Below are 17,048 nucleotides of genomic sequence, written 5' to 3'. Positions count from 1 at the left end.
CTCGGGATCGATCTGGTCGTAGACGTCGAGCTGGCCGGCATTGACGATGCCCATGTCCATGCCCGCCGGGATGGCGTGGTAGAGGAAGATGGAGTGCATCGCCCGCCGCACCGGCTCGTTCCCGCGAAAGCTGAACGACAGGTTGGACAGGCCGCCGGAGATATGCGCGTGGGGGCAGCGGGCGCGGATTTCCTTGCACGCCTCGATGAAGTCCACGCCGTAATTGTTATGCTCTTCGATCCCCGTCGCCACCGCGAAGATATTGGGATCGAAGATGATGTCCTCGGGCGGGAAGCCGATGCCCATCAGCAGGTCGTAGGCGCGGGCGCAGATCTCGACCTTGCGCGCCTGGGTGTCCGCCTGGCCGACCTCGTCGAACGCCATGACGACCACCGCCGCGCCATAATCCATGCACTTGCGGGCATAGCGCAGGAAGGATTCCTCACCCTCCTTCATGCTGATCGAGTTCACGATCGGCTTGCCGGAGACGCATTTCAGCCCGGCCTCGATCACCTCCCACTTCGAGCTGTCGACCATCACCGGCACACGCGCGATATCGGGCTCGGCGGCGATCAGCTTGAGAAAGGTGGTCATCGCCTCAAGCGCGTCGAGCAGGCCTTCGTCCATGTTGACGTCGATCACCTGCGCGCCATTTTCCACCTGCTGGCGCGCGACATCCACCGCCTTGGCGTAATTGCCCGCCATGATCAGCTTCTTGAAGGCGGCCGACCCGGTGACGTTGGTGCGCTCACCGATATTGACGAACTGGGCAGAGGAAGGGGTGCTGGCCATCAGATGATCCGTTCGTCCCCGGCGGTGTCAGGCGGCGGGTGGCAGGTGGGATGCGCCGCGACGTTCACGCGGGCACAATGGGGGTCGCTGACGGCCTTAAGCCGCGATCACGAACGGGTCGAGCCCGGCCAGCCGCATGGTGATGGCGGGCCGCGCGACCGTGCGCGGGGCCACGCCCTGCACCGCCGCCGCCATCGCCGCGATGTGCGGCGGCGTCGTGCCGCAGCATCCGCCGACGACGTTGACCAGCCCGTCCTGAGCCCAGTCCCCGACCAATCCGCCGGTGGTTTCCGGTTGCTCGTCATAGGCCCCGAGATCGTTGGGCAGGCCCGCATTGGGATAGGCCATGATCAGCGCGTCGGCGACCTCGGCCATGTCCTTCAGGTAAGGCCGCATCAGGTCAGCCCCGAACGCGCAGTTGAGGCCGATCGTCAGCGGACGGGCATGGCGCACCATGTAGGTGAACGCCTCGACCGAGTGGCCCGACAGGTTGCGGCCGGACATGTCGGTGATCGTCATGGACAGCATGATCGGCACTTCGATCCCGCGCGCCTCCTCGATCTCGCGCACCGCGACGATGCCCGCCTTGGCGTTGAGCGTGTCGAACACGGTTTCGATCAGGATGAAGTCGCAGCCGCCGTCCAGCAAAGCCTCGCCCTGCTCGCGATACACGTCCTTCAGCTCGTCGAAGCCGACGGCGCGGAAACCGGGATCGTTGACGTCGGGCGACAGCGACAGCGTCTTGTTGGTCGGCCCGATCGCGCCCGCGACGAAGCGGGGGCGGCCGTCCCGCGCCTGGAACAGGTCGGCGGCGGCGCGGGCGATGCCGGCGGCGGCCAGGTTCATCTCCCGCACCAGATGCTCGGCGCCGTAATCCGCCTCGCTGATGCGGTTGGCGTTGAAGGTGTTGGTCGACACCATGTCCGACCCGGCCGACAGATAAGCCTCGGTGATTTCCTGGATCAGGTCGGGCTGGGTCAGCACCAGCAGGTCGTTATTGCCCTTCTGGTCGAACGGCATGGCATAGCTGCCGCGATAGGCCGCCTCGTCCAGCTTGTACCGCTGGATCATGGTGCCGAACGCGCCGTCGGTCAGCAGGATGCGCTTGGCCGCTTCGGCGCGGAAGCGTTGCGCCGCCTCGCTCTTGATCATGCCGCTTTCTCCGCGAGCCGTGTCTGGGAACGGATGCCGAGCAGATGACAGATGGCATAAGCCAGCTCGGCCCGGTTGAGCGTGTAGAAGTGGAAGTGCCGCACCCCGCCCGCATAAAGGCGGCGGCACAGTTCGGCGGCGATGGTGGCGGCGACCAGCTGGCGCGCGGCCGGGTGATCGTCCAACCCCTCGAACAGGCGGTCCATCCACGGCGGAATGGCCGCGCCGCACAGGCCGGCAAACTTGCGGGTGGTGGCGACGTTGGTCACCGGCAGGATGCCCGGCACGATCTCGGTCGAGATGCCCGCCGCCGCCGCGCGATCGCGGAAGCGGAAAAAGGTCTCGGGCGAGAAGAAGAACTGGGTGATCGCCCGGTCCGCGCCCGCATCGACCTTCGCCTTGAGATTGTCGAGGTCGGCCTGCACGTCGCTGGAGGACGGGTGGCATTCGGGATAGGCCGCCACCGAAACCTCGAACGGCGCGATCCGCTTGAGCCCGGCGGTCAGCTCGGCCGCATTGGCATAGCCGTCGGGATGCGGGCGGAACGCCTCGCCCACCGTCGGCGGATCGCCGCGCAGCGCGACGATATGGCGCACGCCCGCATCCCAATAGGCCCGCGCAATCTCTTCTATCTCAGCCTTGCTCGCTTCGACGCAGGTCAGGTGCGCGGCGGCGGGGATGGTCGTCTCGCGCGCGATGCGGGCCACGGTCGCATGGGTGCGTTCGCGCGTGGAGCCCCCTGCCCCGTAAGTGACGGACACGAATTGCGGGCCGAGCGGCGCCAGCGTCTCGATCGCCGACCATAATTGCTCGTCCATCTTCTCCGTCTTGGGCGGGAAGAATTCGAAGCTGACGACGGCATCCCCCGCCAGGTCCGCGAACAAGGGCGCGTCGAGCGCGCGGCGCGCATCCTCAAGCTGCGAAAGGGACAAATCGGCCATGGGCCGCATATAAAGATTCCTTTATATGCGGGTCAAGGCACGGAAAGTTGCAGCGGCCGATAGCGGAAGTTGCCAAATTGCGCCTCGCCCGACCCTGCCGCATAGAGGCCCGGCCGCAGCATCAGGAAGCCGCAGCGCATATTGTGGTGGTAGCCGGATACCGCCGCCCCCCCGGTCGAACTTGCGCCAGATCCGGCCGCCGTCGCCGCTGGTCGGCCCAGATCACGAAAATGGAATTTGGCTGCGCCTTGACCAGGTCGCGGCTGCGCCAGATGGTCAGGCCGGGACAGGAATCGAAGCTGGAAAAGTCATGTAATAATCCGCGCCGCCCTTCAGGGTGGCTGGATCGGGCCGGTCGCGGGCGATCAGCGGATTGAGGAAGCGTCCATCGCCCGGGTCGGTAATCCGCTGCCCCTCAAAGCCGCGGCACCAAACCGCCGGCCAAGGCCGTGGCCAGCGCCTCGCGGCGACTGACCCCGTTCATCCGGCGAAGCCGTGCGTGGCCGCCCAGCGGACGAACAGATCGGGCCAGACCTCCGCCGGCTTGCCCTTGGCCGCGCGCAGGCCGAAGCCGTGACCGCCAGTCTCGAACAGGTGCGTCTCCACCTTGATCCCCGCCGCCCGCGCCGCCGCGCGCAACAGCAGGCTGTTGCCCACCGGCACCGCGCCGTCATCCTCCGCATGGGCCAGGAACAAGGGCGGCGCTTCGGCCGTAAGCGTGTCGGCCGGACTATGCGCGCGCTCCATGGCGGGCGTGGCGTCGGGCCCCAGCAGCAGTTCGCGCGATCCCGCATGGGCGATCGGCAGGGTCATGGACTGGACGGGATAGATGGGCGCCGCGATATCCGGCCGCGCGCTCAAACCATCCGCCGCATCCACCGGCTGGTAGACGGAGGCACCGAAGCGCGTCGCCAGATCCGCGCAGAGGTGGCCGCCCGCCGAAAAGCCCATCGCCGCCACCCGATCGGCCCGTACGCCGTAATCCTTCGCCCGCGATCGGATCAGCCGCATCGCACGCTGCGCATCGGCAAGCGGCACATTGGCCCGGTCGCTCCACCCTTCGCCGGGCAGGCGGTAGAACAGCACGAACACGGTCCAGCCGCGCGCCGTCAGCCACCGCGCGACCTCATACCCTTCCTTGTCGATCACGATGTAGCGATAGCCGCCGCCGGGCGTGACCAGAGCCGCGCAGCCATTGGGATGCTCCGGCCGGAACACCACCATGCGCGGCCGGGCGATGCCGTGGACCTCGCGATCGCCGACGCCGTTCGCGCCGCTCCGCTCCACCACCGCCTCGACCGGCAAAGTCGCAGGTGCGTTGGGCGCACCCTTCGGCCACAGGTCGATCGTCTCGGTGGGGTCGCGATGCTGCGTGCGGCCCGCATTCAATCCCGGCGGCGGCGTCTGCGCCACGGCGACGCCGGTAATCCCTGCCCCCAATGCCGCCACAATGGCCCCGCGACGATCCAGCATATCCTCTCTCCATGGTTCAGGCGGACGCCCCGCCATCAGAAGCCAGGCGAAAGCGTGGGGTTACATCTTGAAGCGGACACCCACCAGGAAGATGCGGCCGAAGTGATTATATTCGTATTTGCGGTTGGCATCGACCTCGACATAGCGGTCGCGGCAAGCGTCGGTTAGTTCACGCCTCTCCAGCGACAGCTCCAGATTAGGCGTCAGCTTGTAGCGGAACGACGCATCGACGTTGGCGACCGGGTTGTAGCCGTCGAAGATGTTGCCGGCCCCCGACCCCGCATCGATATCGCCGCTGCGATAGCTGACCGACACGCGCGCGGTCGCGCGCAGGGCCGCGACCAACGCCTCCGCCGGGCGGGTGAGCAAGGCGTCAGGATCACCCTCCCCCACCTTCATCTCGGCCAGGAACGCCCGCGCCCGTGCGATGGCGTTGAGCGGGCCGGAGGCGGTGACCTGCTGCCCACTCATGGTCGCGAAACGGTGGAACAGGCCCCTGGCGGTGCCCGCACCGTCGCGGATGACGATGCCGCCGCCCGCGCCGACGCAGCCAGCGCCGCTCCTGCCCCGAGCCCCGAGCCCCGCGATCATGCTCCGCCGCGACAGCCCGGTCATTGTCCTCCCTCCTTGTTCCCCGCCTCAGCGGGCGAGCCACCCCCCGTCGACCGCGAGGATGTGGCCGTTGACATAATCGGATGCGGCGGACGCCAGGAACACGGCCGCCCCGCCGAGATCGCCGGGATCGCCCCACCGCCCCGCCGGAATGCGGTCCAGGATCGCGCGGTTGCGCGCCTCGTCCGCCTGCAATGCGGCGGTGTTGTTGGTGGCGATATAGCCGGGCGCGATCGCATTCACCTGCACGCCCTTGGCCGCCCATTCGTTGGCGAGCAGCTTGGTCAGCCCGCCCACGCCAGACTTGGACGCGGTGTAGCTCGGCACGCGGATGCCGCCCTGGAAGGTCAGCATGGAGGCGATGTTGATGATCTTGCCCGCGCCCGCCGCGATCATGTGCCGGCCCGCCGCCTGGCACAGGAAGAAGACCGACTTGAGGTTGGTATCGATCACCGCGTCCCAATCCGCCTCGGTGAAATCCACCGCATCGGCGCGGCGGATGATGCCGGCATTGTTGACCAGGATGTCGAGCCCGCCGAGCCTGTCCACCGCCTCGTCCACCACCCGCCCCACGGGTTCGATCGAGGACAGATCGGCGGAAATCACCTCCGCCCTGCGGCCCAGCGCGCGCGCCTGCGCCACCGTGTCGACGGCCGGCGTGCGACCCACGCAGGCAACGTCCGCGCCGGCCCCCGCCAGCGCCAGCGCGATCGCCTGGCCGATGCCGGTATTGGCGCCGGTGACCACCGCCACCTTGCCCGTCAGGTCGAACATCGCCCCGCTCATGCCAGCTGGCAGATGTCGAGGACGTTCATGTCCGTATAATCCTGGTTCTCGCCCGCCATCGCCCAGATGAAGGCGTAGGCCTTGGTGCCCGAACCCATGTGGACCGACCAGGGCGGCGAAATCACCGCTTCCTCGTTGCCGATCACGATGTGGCGCATCGCATCGCCCTCTCCCATGTAATGAAAGACGCGGTCGTTGGGCCCGTCCAGCTCGAAGTAGAAATAGATCTCGCTGCGCCGCTCGTGGATGTGCGGCGGCATGGTGTTCCACACGCTGCCCGGTTTCAGCACGGTCAGACCCATCACCAGCTGCGCAGAATCGCACACGCCCGGGATGACCAGCTGGTAGATGGTGCGTTCGTTGGATTCCTCCAGGCCGCCGCGCTCCAGCGCGTTGGCGTCGGCAATGCCGAGCTTGCGCGTCTGGAACGCCTTGTGCGCCGGGCAGGACGCCAGGTAGAAACGCGCGCCCTCGCCCGAAAACTGCACGTCGCTGGCGCCCATGGTGACGTAGAGGCAATCCTTGTTGCGGAGGGTGAAGGTCTCCCCGTCCACCGTCACGACGCCATCGGCAGCACCGACATTGACCACCGCCAGTTCGCGCCGTTCCAGGAACGGGTGACCGGCGGCCGAGGGCGGCTCCGTCTGGTCGGGCAGCTTGACGGGCGTCGCCCCCACCAGCACGCCGCCGATCACGAAGCGGTCGGCATGGGTGTAGTTCAACACGCACGCGCCTTCCCGGAACAGGTCCGGGATCAGGTAGCGGTCCCGCAATTCCTCGTTGGACACGCACTCCATCATGTCCGGGTGGGTGGCGTAGTAGGTCCGCTCGAACATCATGCTCTCCCAAAGTCGCGTAATTGGTAACCGGTGTCAGATGGCAGTGCAACCCGCCTCAGGCTCGTGGCGGCGCCACGCTGGCACGGCGGATCAGGGTGGACAGGAACAAGGACGGCTCCCCCACCGCGTCATCGTCGTCCAGCACGTCGCTCAGCAATTTCAACGTGGCCGAGCGCGCCATCGGAATGATCGGCCAGCGCACGGTGGTGAGCGGCGGCCAGATGTGGGCGGCGATCGGCGTGTCGTCGAAGCCGATGACCGAGACATCCTCCGGGATGCGCAGGTCGCGCTGGCGCGCCGCATGCATCACGCCGGCCGCCATTTCGTCGTTGGAGGCGACGATCGCGGTCGGGCGCGGCGTCACGTCGAGCAGCCTGTCGCCTGCCGCGATCCCGCTTTCGAAGCGATAGGTGCCGTGGGCGATCAGGCTGCGTGGCAGCTTGATCCCGGCATCCCCGATCGCCTGCTCGAACCCCGCGCGCCGCTCCGCCGCAGAGCGGAAGCCGTGCGGACCGGCGACGAATCCAATTCGACGATGGCCCATTTCGACCAGGTAACGCGCTGCGTCGGCCACCGCCTCGCGATCGTTGGACGCGACCATATGGTCGTCATCGTCCAGCCGCGCCGATCCCATCCGCACATAGCGCGCGCCCGCCGCGCGGCAGACCTCCGCCACCGCGTCATTCTCACTGACCGGCGGCAGCAGCAGCACGCCATAGAGCCGCTGCCGCTCCAGGAAATGGCGGATGTCCTCGGCCATGGTGGGCGATCCGCGGTCGATCGGGCGGACCAGCAATTCGAACTCGGTATCGCGAATCGCCTCCAACATGCCCTGCTGGGCGTTCATCACCATCTGCGCATTCGGATTGTCGTGGATCAGCCCGATCAGGAAGTTGCGGCGCAGCGCGAGCCCGCGCGCCTGCGGATTGGGAACATAGCCCAGTTCCTCGATCACGCCTTCCACCTTGCGCCGCGTATCCGCGCTGAGCAGGGGCGAACGGTTGATGACTCGGCTGACCGTCTTTTTGGAGACGCCGGCCAGGCGGGCGACGTCATTGATGGTCGGCTGGCCGCTGCTGCGCATGCTGCACCCGATAACGCGGACGCGACCGATCGCAAACCCAAACCGGCACTTGCCCCTGACACCGGTTTCCCATAGCGTTGCGGAAATATGGGGAGGAGCCCGCCGGTGCAGACATTTGCCACCGATCACGATCCCGATGGATCCGCCGAGACGATCGCCCGCGCCTTTGTGGAGGCGCGCCGCGCCGGAACCGCGCTGCCGGACTATCCCGGCGCGATCCCGTCCGACCTCACATCCGCTTATGCCATCCAGGATGCGGCGCTGGCGCTGGACGGACGCGTGGTGGCGGGCTGGAAAGTGGGGCGGATCAATCCGCCGCAGGACGGCGTGGACCGGCTGACTGGCCCGATCTTCGCGGATCAGGTGGTCACGGCCGATCCCGGCCAGGTGGTCGCCATGCCGGTGTTTGCGGACGGGTTCGCGGCGGCGGAGGCGGAATATCTGCTGCGGTTGGGCGACGGGTTCGATCCCCATCAGTCCCGTTTTACGATGGAGGATGCGATTGCCGCCGTGGACACGGTGCATGTCGGGATCGAGATTGCCAGCTCCCCCTTCCCCCGCATCAACGAACTGGGCCCGACCGTCACCATTTCCGATTACGGCAACAATAATGGCCTGGTGATCGGGCCGGAAATCACCGGCTGGCGCGATACGGACATCAACGACTGGCCGGTCGCGCTGCACGTCAACGATGCGCCGATCGGCTCAGCCCGCGCCGCCACGATGCTGGACGGACCGTTCGGGGCGGTCCGCTTCCTGCTGAACCATGCCGCCGCGCGGGGTCGGCCGCTCGCCGCCGGCACATGGGTGCCGACCGGCGCGGTCACCGGCGTCCACCGCGTCGCCGTGGGGGATTGCGTGGAGGCTCGCTTTGGCGATCAACTCACGACATATTGCTCCATCATAGCCCGCTAACGGGCAGAACAGAGAGAGGGTCGATGGCTGGAGAGATGGCACCCGCGTCCGCCGGCCCGGAGACGCGTGTCGGCAGGTATCGGTGGACGGTCTGCGGCCTGCTCTTCGCCGCGACCGCGATCAACTATGTCGACCGGCAGATGATCGGCGTGCTGAAGCCGACCATCTCGGCCGAACTGGGCTGGTCCGAAACCGCCTATGCCGACATCGTCTTCTGGTTCACCGCCGCTTATGCGATCGGTTACCTCGCCTTCGGCCGGATCGTGGACGTGCTGGGCGCGCGCATCGGCTACACCATCGCCTTCCTGATCTGGACCTTGGGTCACACATTGTGCGGCTTTGCGGGCACGGCACTGCAATTCTCCATGGCACGCTTCGTGCTCGGCGTGGGCGAATCGGGCAATTTCCCGGCGGGCATCAAGGCGGTGTCCGAATGGTTTCCCGCTCGGGAGCGCGCGCTCGCCACCGGCATCTTCAACGCCGGCGCCAATGTCGGCGCGATCGTGACGCCCTTGATCGTGCCGGTCATCACCGTGGCCTATGGCTGGCGCGCGGCGTTCATCATCACCGGCATCTTCAGCCTGGGCTGGCTGGTGGCGTGGCTCGCATTCTATCGCCGCCCGCACGAACATCCCCGCCTCAGCGCGGCCGAGCGGGCGCATATCGACAGCGACCCGGCCGATCCCGTCACCCCCATCGGCTGGATGCGCCTGCTCCGCCTGCGCGAGACATGGGCCTTTGCGGTCGGCAAGTTCCTGATCGACCCGGTCTGGTGGCTGTTCCTGTTCTGGACGCCGGATTTCCTGGCCAAGACCTACCATCTCGACCTGCTCGGCTTCGGCCCGCCGCTGGTCGCCATCTACCTGATTTCCGACCTGGGCAGCGTGGCGGGCGGCTGGGCCTCGTCCCGCCTGATGCAGCGCGGGCTGTCGGCCAATGTCGCGCGCAAGCTGACCATGCTGGTCTGCGCGCTGCTGGTGACGCCGATCTTCTTCGCGCAACATGCCGACAATCTGTGGCTGGCGGTGTGCATCATCGGCCTGGCCACGGCGGCGCACCAGGCCTTTTCATGCAACCTCTATACCCTGCCGTCCGACATGTTTCCGCGCGCGGCGGTGGGGTCGGTGATCGGTATCGGTGGCACGGTGGGTGCGATCGGCGGCATGTTCATGGCCAAGTTCACGGGATATGTGCTGGAAACCACCGGCAGCTACACCCCGATTTTCGCCGTGGCGGGCAGCGTCTACCTGCTGGCCGTGGTGCTGATCCACCTGCTCTCGCCCCGCCTTGCCCGCGTGGAGGCGCGTTGAAGCGACCGCGTCGGGACGGGCGCGGACGCCGTTCCGCCTGACCGCGCCTTGCCCGCCACCTATGCGGCGGGTGGCGCCCTGGCGCAGGCGCCGGGGGTCCATCCCGACGGGATCAACGCATCGCTCGGCGCGCTGACACCCGTCTGGCGGAAGCCGCATCCTGGCTCGCGCTGATGGATGGCGCGCCCGGGCTGGAGGGGGCAGGGCGGCCTCGGCTCCACCAACAATGCCTGCGGTTCGGTCGGCTCGGCCTGGATCAGATCGCGGCGGCGCGGGATTAACGCGCGGGCCTGCCGCTATTCTTTGCGGTCATGGCCCGTCTTGGCCTATTCGGGCCCGCGAACGCGTGATCGGCCTCGGTTGATCCGCGCGCTTGCCGCCCCATCTGGGCGGAGAACGACATACGGAAGGGCAAGGCACATGGATTTGAAGGGCGAGATGTTCATCGGCGCGCGCGCGGTTGCTGGCACGGTCGGTGAGATCAGGGCGGTGAACCCCGCCACCGGAGAAACGATGGAGCCGCCCTATCGCGGCGCGACCACGGCCGAGGTGGACGAAGCATGCCGGCTGGCCGACGCCGCCTTCGACACCTATCGCGAGACCACGCCCGAGGCGCGCGCCGCGTTCCTGGAAGCGATCGCCGCCAACATCCTGGACCTGGGCGATGCGCTGATCGAGCGGTGCATGGCGGAAAGCGGCCTGCCCCGCCCCCGCCTGGAGGGTGAGCGCGGCCGCACCGTGGGCCAGTTGCGCATGTTCGCCGGCGTGGTGCGCGACGGATCCTATCTGGACCTGCGGATCGACCCGGCCCAGCCCGATCGCAAGCCGATGCCGCGCGTCGACCTGCGCCTGCGCAACGTGCCGGTCGGCCCGGTGGCGGTGTTCGGCGCGTCCAACTTCCCGCTCGCTTTCTCGGTCGCGGGCGGCGACACGGCGTCCGCGCTGGCGGCGGGTGCCCCGGTGGTGGCGAAGTCGCACCCGGCCCATCCCGGCACGTCCGAACTGGTCGCTCAGGCAGTCCGCAAGGCGGTAGCCGATGCCGGCCTGCCCGAAGGCGTCTTCTCCCTGCTGTTCGACACCGGGCATGAAGTCGGCCAGGCCCTGGTCGCGCATCCCGCGATCAAGGCGGTGGGCTTCACCGGTTCGCGTCGCGGCGGCCTTGCCCTGATGGAGATCGCGCAGAAGCGGGCCGAGCCGATCCCGGTCTATGCCGAGATGAGCTCGATCAACCCGGTCATCCTCTTCCCCAACGCGCTGGACGCCAAGCCGGAAGATACCGCCAAGGCCTTCGTCGGCTCGCTGACGCTCGGCGCGGGGCAGTTCTGCACCAATCCCGGCCTGGTGCTGGCGGTGGAAGGCGACAGCCTCGATCGCTTCACCGCCACCGCCGGCGAGGCGCTGACCGCGCAGCCGGCCGCGACCATGCTGACGCCGGGCATCCACAAGGCGTACGAGACGGCGGTCGAGGAGCTTGCCGGGCATGGGCAGGTGCAGACGCTCGCCCGTGGTCAGGCCGGGCATAATTGCCAGGGTCAGGCCGGCCTGTTCGCCACCACCGCCGCCGACTTCCTGGCGCACAGGGAATTGCAGGACGAGATTTTCGGCGCGACCTCGCTGATCGTCCGCTGCCCCGATCTCGCCACCGTGCACGCGGTGGTAGAGAGCCTGGAAGGGCAGCTGACCGCCGCTATCCACATCGTCGAAGCGGATTATGACGATGCCAGGGCGCTGCTGCCGCTGCTGGAAAAGAAGGTCGGCCGCATCCTGGTCAATGGCTTCGGCACCGGAGTCGAGGTCGCCCATGCGATGGTGCATGGCGGTCCCTTCCCGTCCACCGCCGACGGTCGCTCCACCTCGGTCGGCAGCCTGGCGATCACCCGCTTCCTGCGTCCGGTCAGCTATCAGGACCTGCCCGACGCGCTGCTCCCGCAGGCGCTGCGCGACAACAACCCGCAGGGCTTGCCGCGCAAGACGGACGGCCAGCCGAGCTAAGGGCTCACGACAAGATCGGCCGTGGGCAGTGCCCGCGGCCGGCTTGCTGCGCAGCGCAATCGGTTGGTTCAAGGCGGACCGGCAACCTCGTCCGCTGCCGCACAGGTCAAGCTGCCACGCCTATTCAGCGATCATGCCGTGCTGCAGCGCGATCGGCCGGCCGCTGCACGTCTGGAGCTGGGCGAATGCAGGGGCGGCCGTTGCCGTCACGCTGCACGGCCAGCACGAGAAGGCGGTGGCAGACCGCCTTGGCCGGTAGGAGGTGTGGCTGAAACCCGAAGCGGCAGGCGGGCCCTATGTGCTTACCGTGGACGGCGGCACGGCCGAGGGCAAGGCCGAGATCCGGGACGTGAGGCCGGGCGACGTATGGTTCGCGTCGGGCCAATCCAACATGCAATTCCCGCTCAAGGGCTTTGACGGCGCACCGCTGAAGAACTCCGGCGCGGAGATCGCCGCCGCCACCAACCCGCGTGTCCGGCTCCTCCGCATCGCGCATAAGGGCAGCGCCGTTGCCTTGCGCACATCGACGCGACCTGGACGACGACTCGCGCGACCGCTGCGAACTTGTCGGCGATCGACTATGTCTTCGCCCGTGAGATCGCCGCGCGCGAGCACGTCACCGTTGGCGTGATCGACTCCACCTGGGGCGGTACGCCGGCGGACAATTGGGTGTCGACGGACGCCTTTGCGACCGATGCGCCCCTCGCCCCTGCCATCGACACACACGCCCGGTTCCAGCAGGAGCAGACCGACGCGGATCTCGCGCTTGCCGCCGAAGCGCGCGAGACGCTGCGATCCGGGCATCCGGCGGCAAGCCCTCGTCCACCCATGGCACCCTCCGGAAGAGGCATACCGGCCATCATCCCTCTACAATGCCATGGTTGCGCCCTTTACCGGCTACGGCACCAAGGGCGTGATCTGGTATCGGGGAAACCGACAGCAACGTGGCGCGTGCGCCTTATTATGCCGACCTGTTGAGGGAACTGATCGCCGACTGACGGCATAATTCCGCGCAGGGAGCTTTCCCGTTCCTCTACGCGCAAATCCGCGGATCGAGGGCGAGAGCGTGGTGGCAACAGGGGTCGTACCGCAGCCACGCTACATGCGATACAAGTGGAGCAACGTCGTGCCCGGAAGCCTGTACAATGCCGCGCGCCTACCCATGTCGACCTTCACCTCCGAAGTGCGGATCCAGGGGCGTATGACTTACCCTTGATAGCGGGACCGCCACCTCGAAGCGCAACGTGGCGTGGCGTGGCGATCGGCAATGTCGCCCGGCACCCGCCGGCTCAATGAGGCACATCGAACGGGCGTCATCGTGACATCAGTGCGCTACTTTTGCGAGATGGAGGACCAAACGCGCATTCTCCATCATGGGGAGCAGCCTTTCGCTTCAGTCAGCACGCGCATGTCCCCGCGATGGCGGATGCCTCAACCATGCACAGCTGCCGCGGAATGGGTGCGGTCATCTTGTTATGCAGCCATGCTGCGGGCCGGAGAGGGTCACCTGCGGCATTATCTCGCCGAAGGTGTCACGCTGCCCTTCACCCTCACCCGAGACAATGCTATTTTGTATCCATGCCTCTGGATTCACGGCCGAGTTCGTCGATTGATCTGCTCGTTCACAGCCGCATGCTGATATCGCAGTCTCGTGACGCCATCGCCCGGTCCCACGCGCGAGTTGCGGAGAGCCTGAACCTGATGCGGGCCGAGCACCGGCAGTTCCATCGCGCCTGGGACGGGGAGGTAGTGTCGGATGGTGAACGGGCCATGCTGCTGGAGGCGACAGATGCAGGTCAACAGCAGGCCGGAGGTGAACGGGAGATCCGCGACACGCTCCGAAATCGCTAGGCCACGTGGACAAAGGACAGCCACAGCAAGGCTGAGGCGAGACTGACGAAGCCGAGGCAGGATGCCTCGGCCTCGTCGTATCGGATTGCGAGACGTCGCCAATTCTCACGCTGGCTGAAGAACTGCTGGATGCGGCTTTGCAGGCGGTATTTGCGGCGATCATGCGCGGCGGGGTGATTTCGGCCCCGCTTGGCGGGGATCACCGCCTGGATGCCATGCAAGGGCGATCCTGATGCGCACGCACGATCATGCGGTCGATCATGTCGGCAGTGCGGCCCAGCCCCGCCATCTACCGCCAGCATTTCCGGCATGGCATCGGCTATGCCGCTCTCGCCCCGCCTCCGGTAGCGACCGAACATGCTGTTCCACTTGCCACGCACGTTCGGCGGCCAGCGCCATTGCAAACCCGCCCGTGCCTGCCGGCCGGCATCCTCGCCCGCGCTCCGGGGCAGCAGCGGTCCGATGACTCTACTCGCACCTCGCCGCCAGCCAGATCGTATGAGGCGGGCCTGTGTCACCGCCGCCCGGATCCACCTCAACGATCTCGACCTTGAAACCGGCCTGGCGGAGCCGATCGGAAAAGGCGCTGTCCGAATAGGCCGACCAGACCGCCAGCATGCCGCCGGGGCGCAACGCGGCATACGCGGCGCGTAGCCCCCAATTGCAGTAAAGGCGCTCGTTGGCGAGATTGATCAGGCCATCGGGGCCGTTGTCGACATCGAGCAGGATCGCATCAAAGCCCGCCCGCTGCTCGACGATCACATCATGCACATCGCGGATCTCGAGCGAGACGCGCGGATCGCGGAGGGAGTCGCCGTGGATATGCTCCAGCGGACCCTCGGCCCAGGCGACGACCTTCGGCACGAGCTCTGCAACCACGATGCTCGCGCTCGGCGGCAGCGCGGACCGGGCGGCCGCGAGTGTGAAGCCCATTCCCAAGCCGCCGATCAGGGTCCGCCCGGCACGCTTGCCGAGACGCTCGAAGACGAGCGTCGCAAGAGCCTCTTCCGACCGGTACGCCCAACTGCCCATCAGCTGCTCGTCCCCGAACAGGATCTCGTATTCCTGTCCGTGGCGAACCAGATGCAATTGCCCGCCGCCCGGGATGTCGGCCGTGTCGACGAGGACTCCCCAGGACCCGTTATCCTCCTCCACCTGGTTCGCCGCCTCGGCGGTGAGCAGCGTCAAGCGTCGCCCTCACGACGTGCGCCCGCCAGGCGGCCGTGTTCGGCGTCCTGGCCCGACCCTTCAAGCAGCTTGTCCGTGGCAGCTTGCAGCCGAACGCTATCCGCACGCTCGCTGCGGAGGGCCAAGGCGGTCCAAGCATCGGACGCTTGCCGACACCGCTCACGCACGTTCGGGAGAGTTGCCGCATCGGCCGCCACCTTTTGCCGGGCAGCCTGTTCTCGGTAGAAAAGCAAAGGGGACATCGAAGGCTCCCGAGACTCGAGGTAGACGGGCGGAGGACCAGACACCCCGCTGAATGCCTCGTCAGGCGGCCTGCAAATTCACCGCAGAGGTCTTGCCACGCCGGTCCGTCTCCAGTTCATAGGAGACGCGTTGATCCCTATCGAGCGTGCGCATGCCGGCGCGTTCCACGGCACTAATGTGGACAAAGGCATCGTCGCCGCCATCTTCGGGCGTGATAAAGCCATAGCCCTTGTCGACATTGAAGAATTTTACGGTTCCGGTGATCATCTCGGGATCCTTTGTCCTGTTGTCTGTCGGGCATGCGCCAACGGCGGCGCATCCCGGCTTCGTGAGGCTAGAAAGGGACAAGGGGAGGGTAAGTGGCCCGATATCCGTCGCATGCGACGTCAGCATGGTTGATATGGAGAGCCCCAAGGGGAAAAGATACCCCGCCACGTCAATATATGATGATTTTGAGCAGGATGCGGCGGCAGAACACTTGCGCGCAACGCTTCGATACCCATTATTGTGCAGTGCAGCAAGATGGTTATAGCCACGCCTGTGCAGGCTTCCACCATCGAAGGACACCGCCATGCGCAAGCTCTCCGACACCATCGCCCGGCTCGCGAACTTGCGTGGTGCGGCCCTTATGGATGGCGGTTTCAATGGCTCCAGTCGCCTGACGGGACTTGAGGACTTTGGATCCAACCCGGGCGCTCTCCGAGCTCATGTTTATACCCCCAAGTCGCTGCCCTCCGAAGCAGCGCTGGTCGTGGTCCTGCATGGCTGCACCCAGACCGCCGCCGGCTATGATATCGGTGCGGGCTGGTCGGAAATGGCTGACCGCCACGGTTTCGCGCTGCTTTTCCCGGAACAGCAGCGGCAGAACAATCCCAACCTTTGCTTCAACTGGTTTTCCCCCGAAGACAATCGCCGCGCAGCCGGAGAGGCATTGTCGATCCGGCAGATGATCGCGGTGGCAGCGGACCGATACTCCATCGATCCCGCGCGGATTTTCGTCACGGGGCTGTCCGCCGGCGGCGCGATGGCGTCCGTCATGCTCGCGACCTACCCCGAGGTGTTCGCCGGCGGGGCGATCATCGCCGGCCTGCCATACGGATGCGCCAGCACAATACCCCAAGCCTTTGACAGCATGCGCGGGCACGGCATCCCGGGCGAGGCCGAGCTTGCGGCGCTGGTCCGCGCTGCGTCCGGCCATGGCGGCCGCTGGCCGACCATCTCGATCTGGCACGGCAGCGGGGACGCGACCGTGAACCCAAGCAACGCGGCGGCGATCGTCGGACAATGGCGCAGCCTGCACGGCGTCGACGTCGCTCCCAGCACGATCGAGGCTGTGGATGGGTACCCGCATCGGGTCTGGCGCGACAAGGAAGGTCGTGAGGTGATCGAGGAGTATAGCATCACCGGCATGGCGCACGGCACGCCCCTCCACACCGTCGGCGAAGACGGCTGTGGCCGGAGCGGCGCCTACATGCTTGAGGCGAGCATTTCGTCTACGCACCACATCTGCCGCTTCTGGGGCCTGCTCGAAGATGAGGGCGGGAGTCAGCAGGGGCCCCAGCTCGAACCTGAGTGCGCGAGGCAAGAGTTTCTACCGGTGCCTGCATCGGCACAAGCGCGGGACACGAAAACCCACCGTATCTACGCACAGCAGCAGCCCGCTGACCAGACCAGGGCGCCGGCGGGTGTAGGCAAGGTGATCGAGGACGCGCTGCGAGCGGCCGGATTGATGCGATAGCCGTCCATCGGCGCTCCTAAGCCCCGCTCGAAGAGGGGCATCAGACCGTGTGGGTTGATGAGGCGTTCGGGAGCGCTGTCAAGGCGGCCGGCCTACCTGAACTCAACGGGCTTCGCTCCCGCACGGCAGCAA

15 protein-coding genes and 2 pseudogenes are annotated in these 17,048 nt (G+C 66.9%); 5 read left to right on the top strand and 12 right to left on the bottom strand.

Annotation, left to right across the window (positions count from 1 at the left end):
* From Q0D93_RS06880 to Q0D93_RS06840, 9 genes and pseudogenes are all read right to left on the bottom strand, one after another.
* On the bottom strand, positions 1–792 hold a 792-nt coding region (locus Q0D93_RS06880), incomplete at its 3' end, for a dihydropteroate synthase (protein ID WP_294392297.1).
* Between the two features lie 96 nt (positions 793–888).
* Positions 889–1,944, bottom strand: coding sequence for a homocysteine S-methyltransferase family protein (locus Q0D93_RS06875; protein ID WP_294392295.1), 1,056 nt, complete (start codon positions 1,942–1,944; stop codon positions 889–891).
* A complete protein-coding gene (gene metF / locus Q0D93_RS06870; RefSeq protein WP_294392293.1) occupies positions 1,941–2,885 on the bottom strand; it encodes a methylenetetrahydrofolate reductase [NAD(P)H] in 945 nt (314 codons plus the stop codon). Before metF ends, Q0D93_RS06875 begins: the two co-directional genes overlap by 4 nt.
* A gap of 211 nt (positions 2,886–3,096) precedes the next feature.
* Positions 3,097–3,317 (bottom strand): annotated as a pseudogene (locus Q0D93_RS06865) (family 43 glycosylhydrolase); the annotation flags it as partial.
* 48 nt (positions 3,318–3,365) lie between these two features.
* Positions 3,366–4,358 (bottom strand): alpha/beta hydrolase, encoded by a 993-nt coding sequence (locus Q0D93_RS06860; protein ID WP_294392291.1) that lies wholly within the window; start codon positions 4,356–4,358, stop codon positions 3,366–3,368.
* A 60-nt stretch (positions 4,359–4,418) separates the two neighbouring features.
* Positions 4,419–4,859: pseudogene (locus Q0D93_RS06855) on the bottom strand (TonB-dependent receptor); the annotation flags it as partial.
* A gap of 138 nt (positions 4,860–4,997) precedes the next feature.
* Positions 4,998–5,756 (bottom strand): 2-dehydro-3-deoxy-D-gluconate 5-dehydrogenase KduD, encoded by a 759-nt coding sequence (gene kduD, locus Q0D93_RS06850; protein WP_294392289.1) that lies wholly within the window; start codon positions 5,754–5,756, stop codon positions 4,998–5,000.
* Entirely contained in the window at positions 5,753–6,592 is an 840-nt protein-coding gene (gene kduI, locus Q0D93_RS06845; RefSeq protein ID WP_294392287.1) for a 5-dehydro-4-deoxy-D-glucuronate isomerase, read from the bottom strand. Before kduI ends, kduD begins: the two co-directional genes overlap by 4 nt.
* 58 nt (positions 6,593–6,650) lie before the next feature.
* Complete coding sequence (locus Q0D93_RS06840; protein WP_294392285.1) at positions 6,651–7,679, bottom strand: LacI family DNA-binding transcriptional regulator; 1,029 nt, start codon at positions 7,677–7,679, stop codon at positions 6,651–6,653.
* 105 nt (positions 7,680–7,784) lie between these two features.
* On the opposite strand from Q0D93_RS06840, the gene Q0D93_RS06835 reads away from it, so the two are divergent.
* From Q0D93_RS06835 to Q0D93_RS06820, 4 genes are all read left to right on the top strand, one after another.
* A complete protein-coding gene (locus tag Q0D93_RS06835) occupies positions 7,785–8,594 on the top strand; it encodes a fumarylacetoacetate hydrolase family protein (RefSeq protein WP_294392283.1) in 810 nt (269 codons plus the stop codon).
* Positions 8,595–8,617: 23 nt separating this feature from the next.
* On the top strand, positions 8,618–9,904 hold the full coding sequence (locus Q0D93_RS06830) for an MFS transporter (protein WP_294392281.1): 1,287 nt from the start codon (positions 8,618–8,620) through the stop codon (positions 9,902–9,904).
* Positions 9,905–10,324: 420 nt separating this feature from the next.
* The gene (locus tag Q0D93_RS06825) at positions 10,325–11,896 is read left to right on the top strand and encodes an aldehyde dehydrogenase (NADP(+)) (RefSeq protein WP_294392279.1); all 1,572 of its coding nucleotides are present in this window, start codon (positions 10,325–10,327) and stop codon (positions 11,894–11,896) included.
* Between the two features lie 564 nt (positions 11,897–12,460).
* Positions 12,461–12,874, top strand: coding sequence for a hypothetical protein (locus Q0D93_RS06820; protein WP_294392277.1), 414 nt, complete (start codon positions 12,461–12,463; stop codon positions 12,872–12,874).
* Positions 12,875–13,743: 869 nt separating this feature from the next.
* Here Q0D93_RS06820 and Q0D93_RS06815 read toward each other — a convergent pair.
* The 3 genes from Q0D93_RS06815 to Q0D93_RS06805 form a co-directional block, all read right to left on the bottom strand.
* Positions 13,744–13,968: a hypothetical protein gene (locus tag Q0D93_RS06815; RefSeq protein ID WP_294392275.1), complete on the bottom strand. Its 225-nt coding sequence runs from the start codon at positions 13,966–13,968 to the stop codon at positions 13,744–13,746.
* Between the two features lie 247 nt (positions 13,969–14,215).
* Positions 14,216–14,935, bottom strand: coding sequence for a spermidine synthase (locus Q0D93_RS06810; RefSeq protein WP_366510258.1), 720 nt, complete (start codon positions 14,933–14,935; stop codon positions 14,216–14,218).
* 303 nt (positions 14,936–15,238) lie between these two features.
* Positions 15,239–15,445, bottom strand: a complete 207-nt coding sequence (locus Q0D93_RS06805) for a cold-shock protein (protein ID WP_294392273.1) — start codon at positions 15,443–15,445, stop codon at positions 15,239–15,241.
* A gap of 304 nt (positions 15,446–15,749) precedes the next feature.
* On the opposite strand from Q0D93_RS06805, the gene Q0D93_RS06800 reads away from it, so the two are divergent.
* Entirely contained in the window at positions 15,750–16,916 is a 1,167-nt protein-coding gene (locus Q0D93_RS06800; RefSeq protein WP_294392271.1) for a PHB depolymerase family esterase, read from the top strand.
* The last annotated feature ends 132 nt before the right edge of the window (positions 16,917–17,048 follow it).

This window comes from uncultured Sphingomonas sp. (genome assembly GCF_934560975.1).
In the GTDB taxonomy this organism is placed as follows: Bacteria; Pseudomonadota; Alphaproteobacteria; order Sphingomonadales; family Sphingomonadaceae; genus Sphingomonas_I.
The sequence above is the reverse complement of the archived record's forward strand: the minus strand, read 5'-3'. Positions and strand labels throughout refer to the sequence as shown.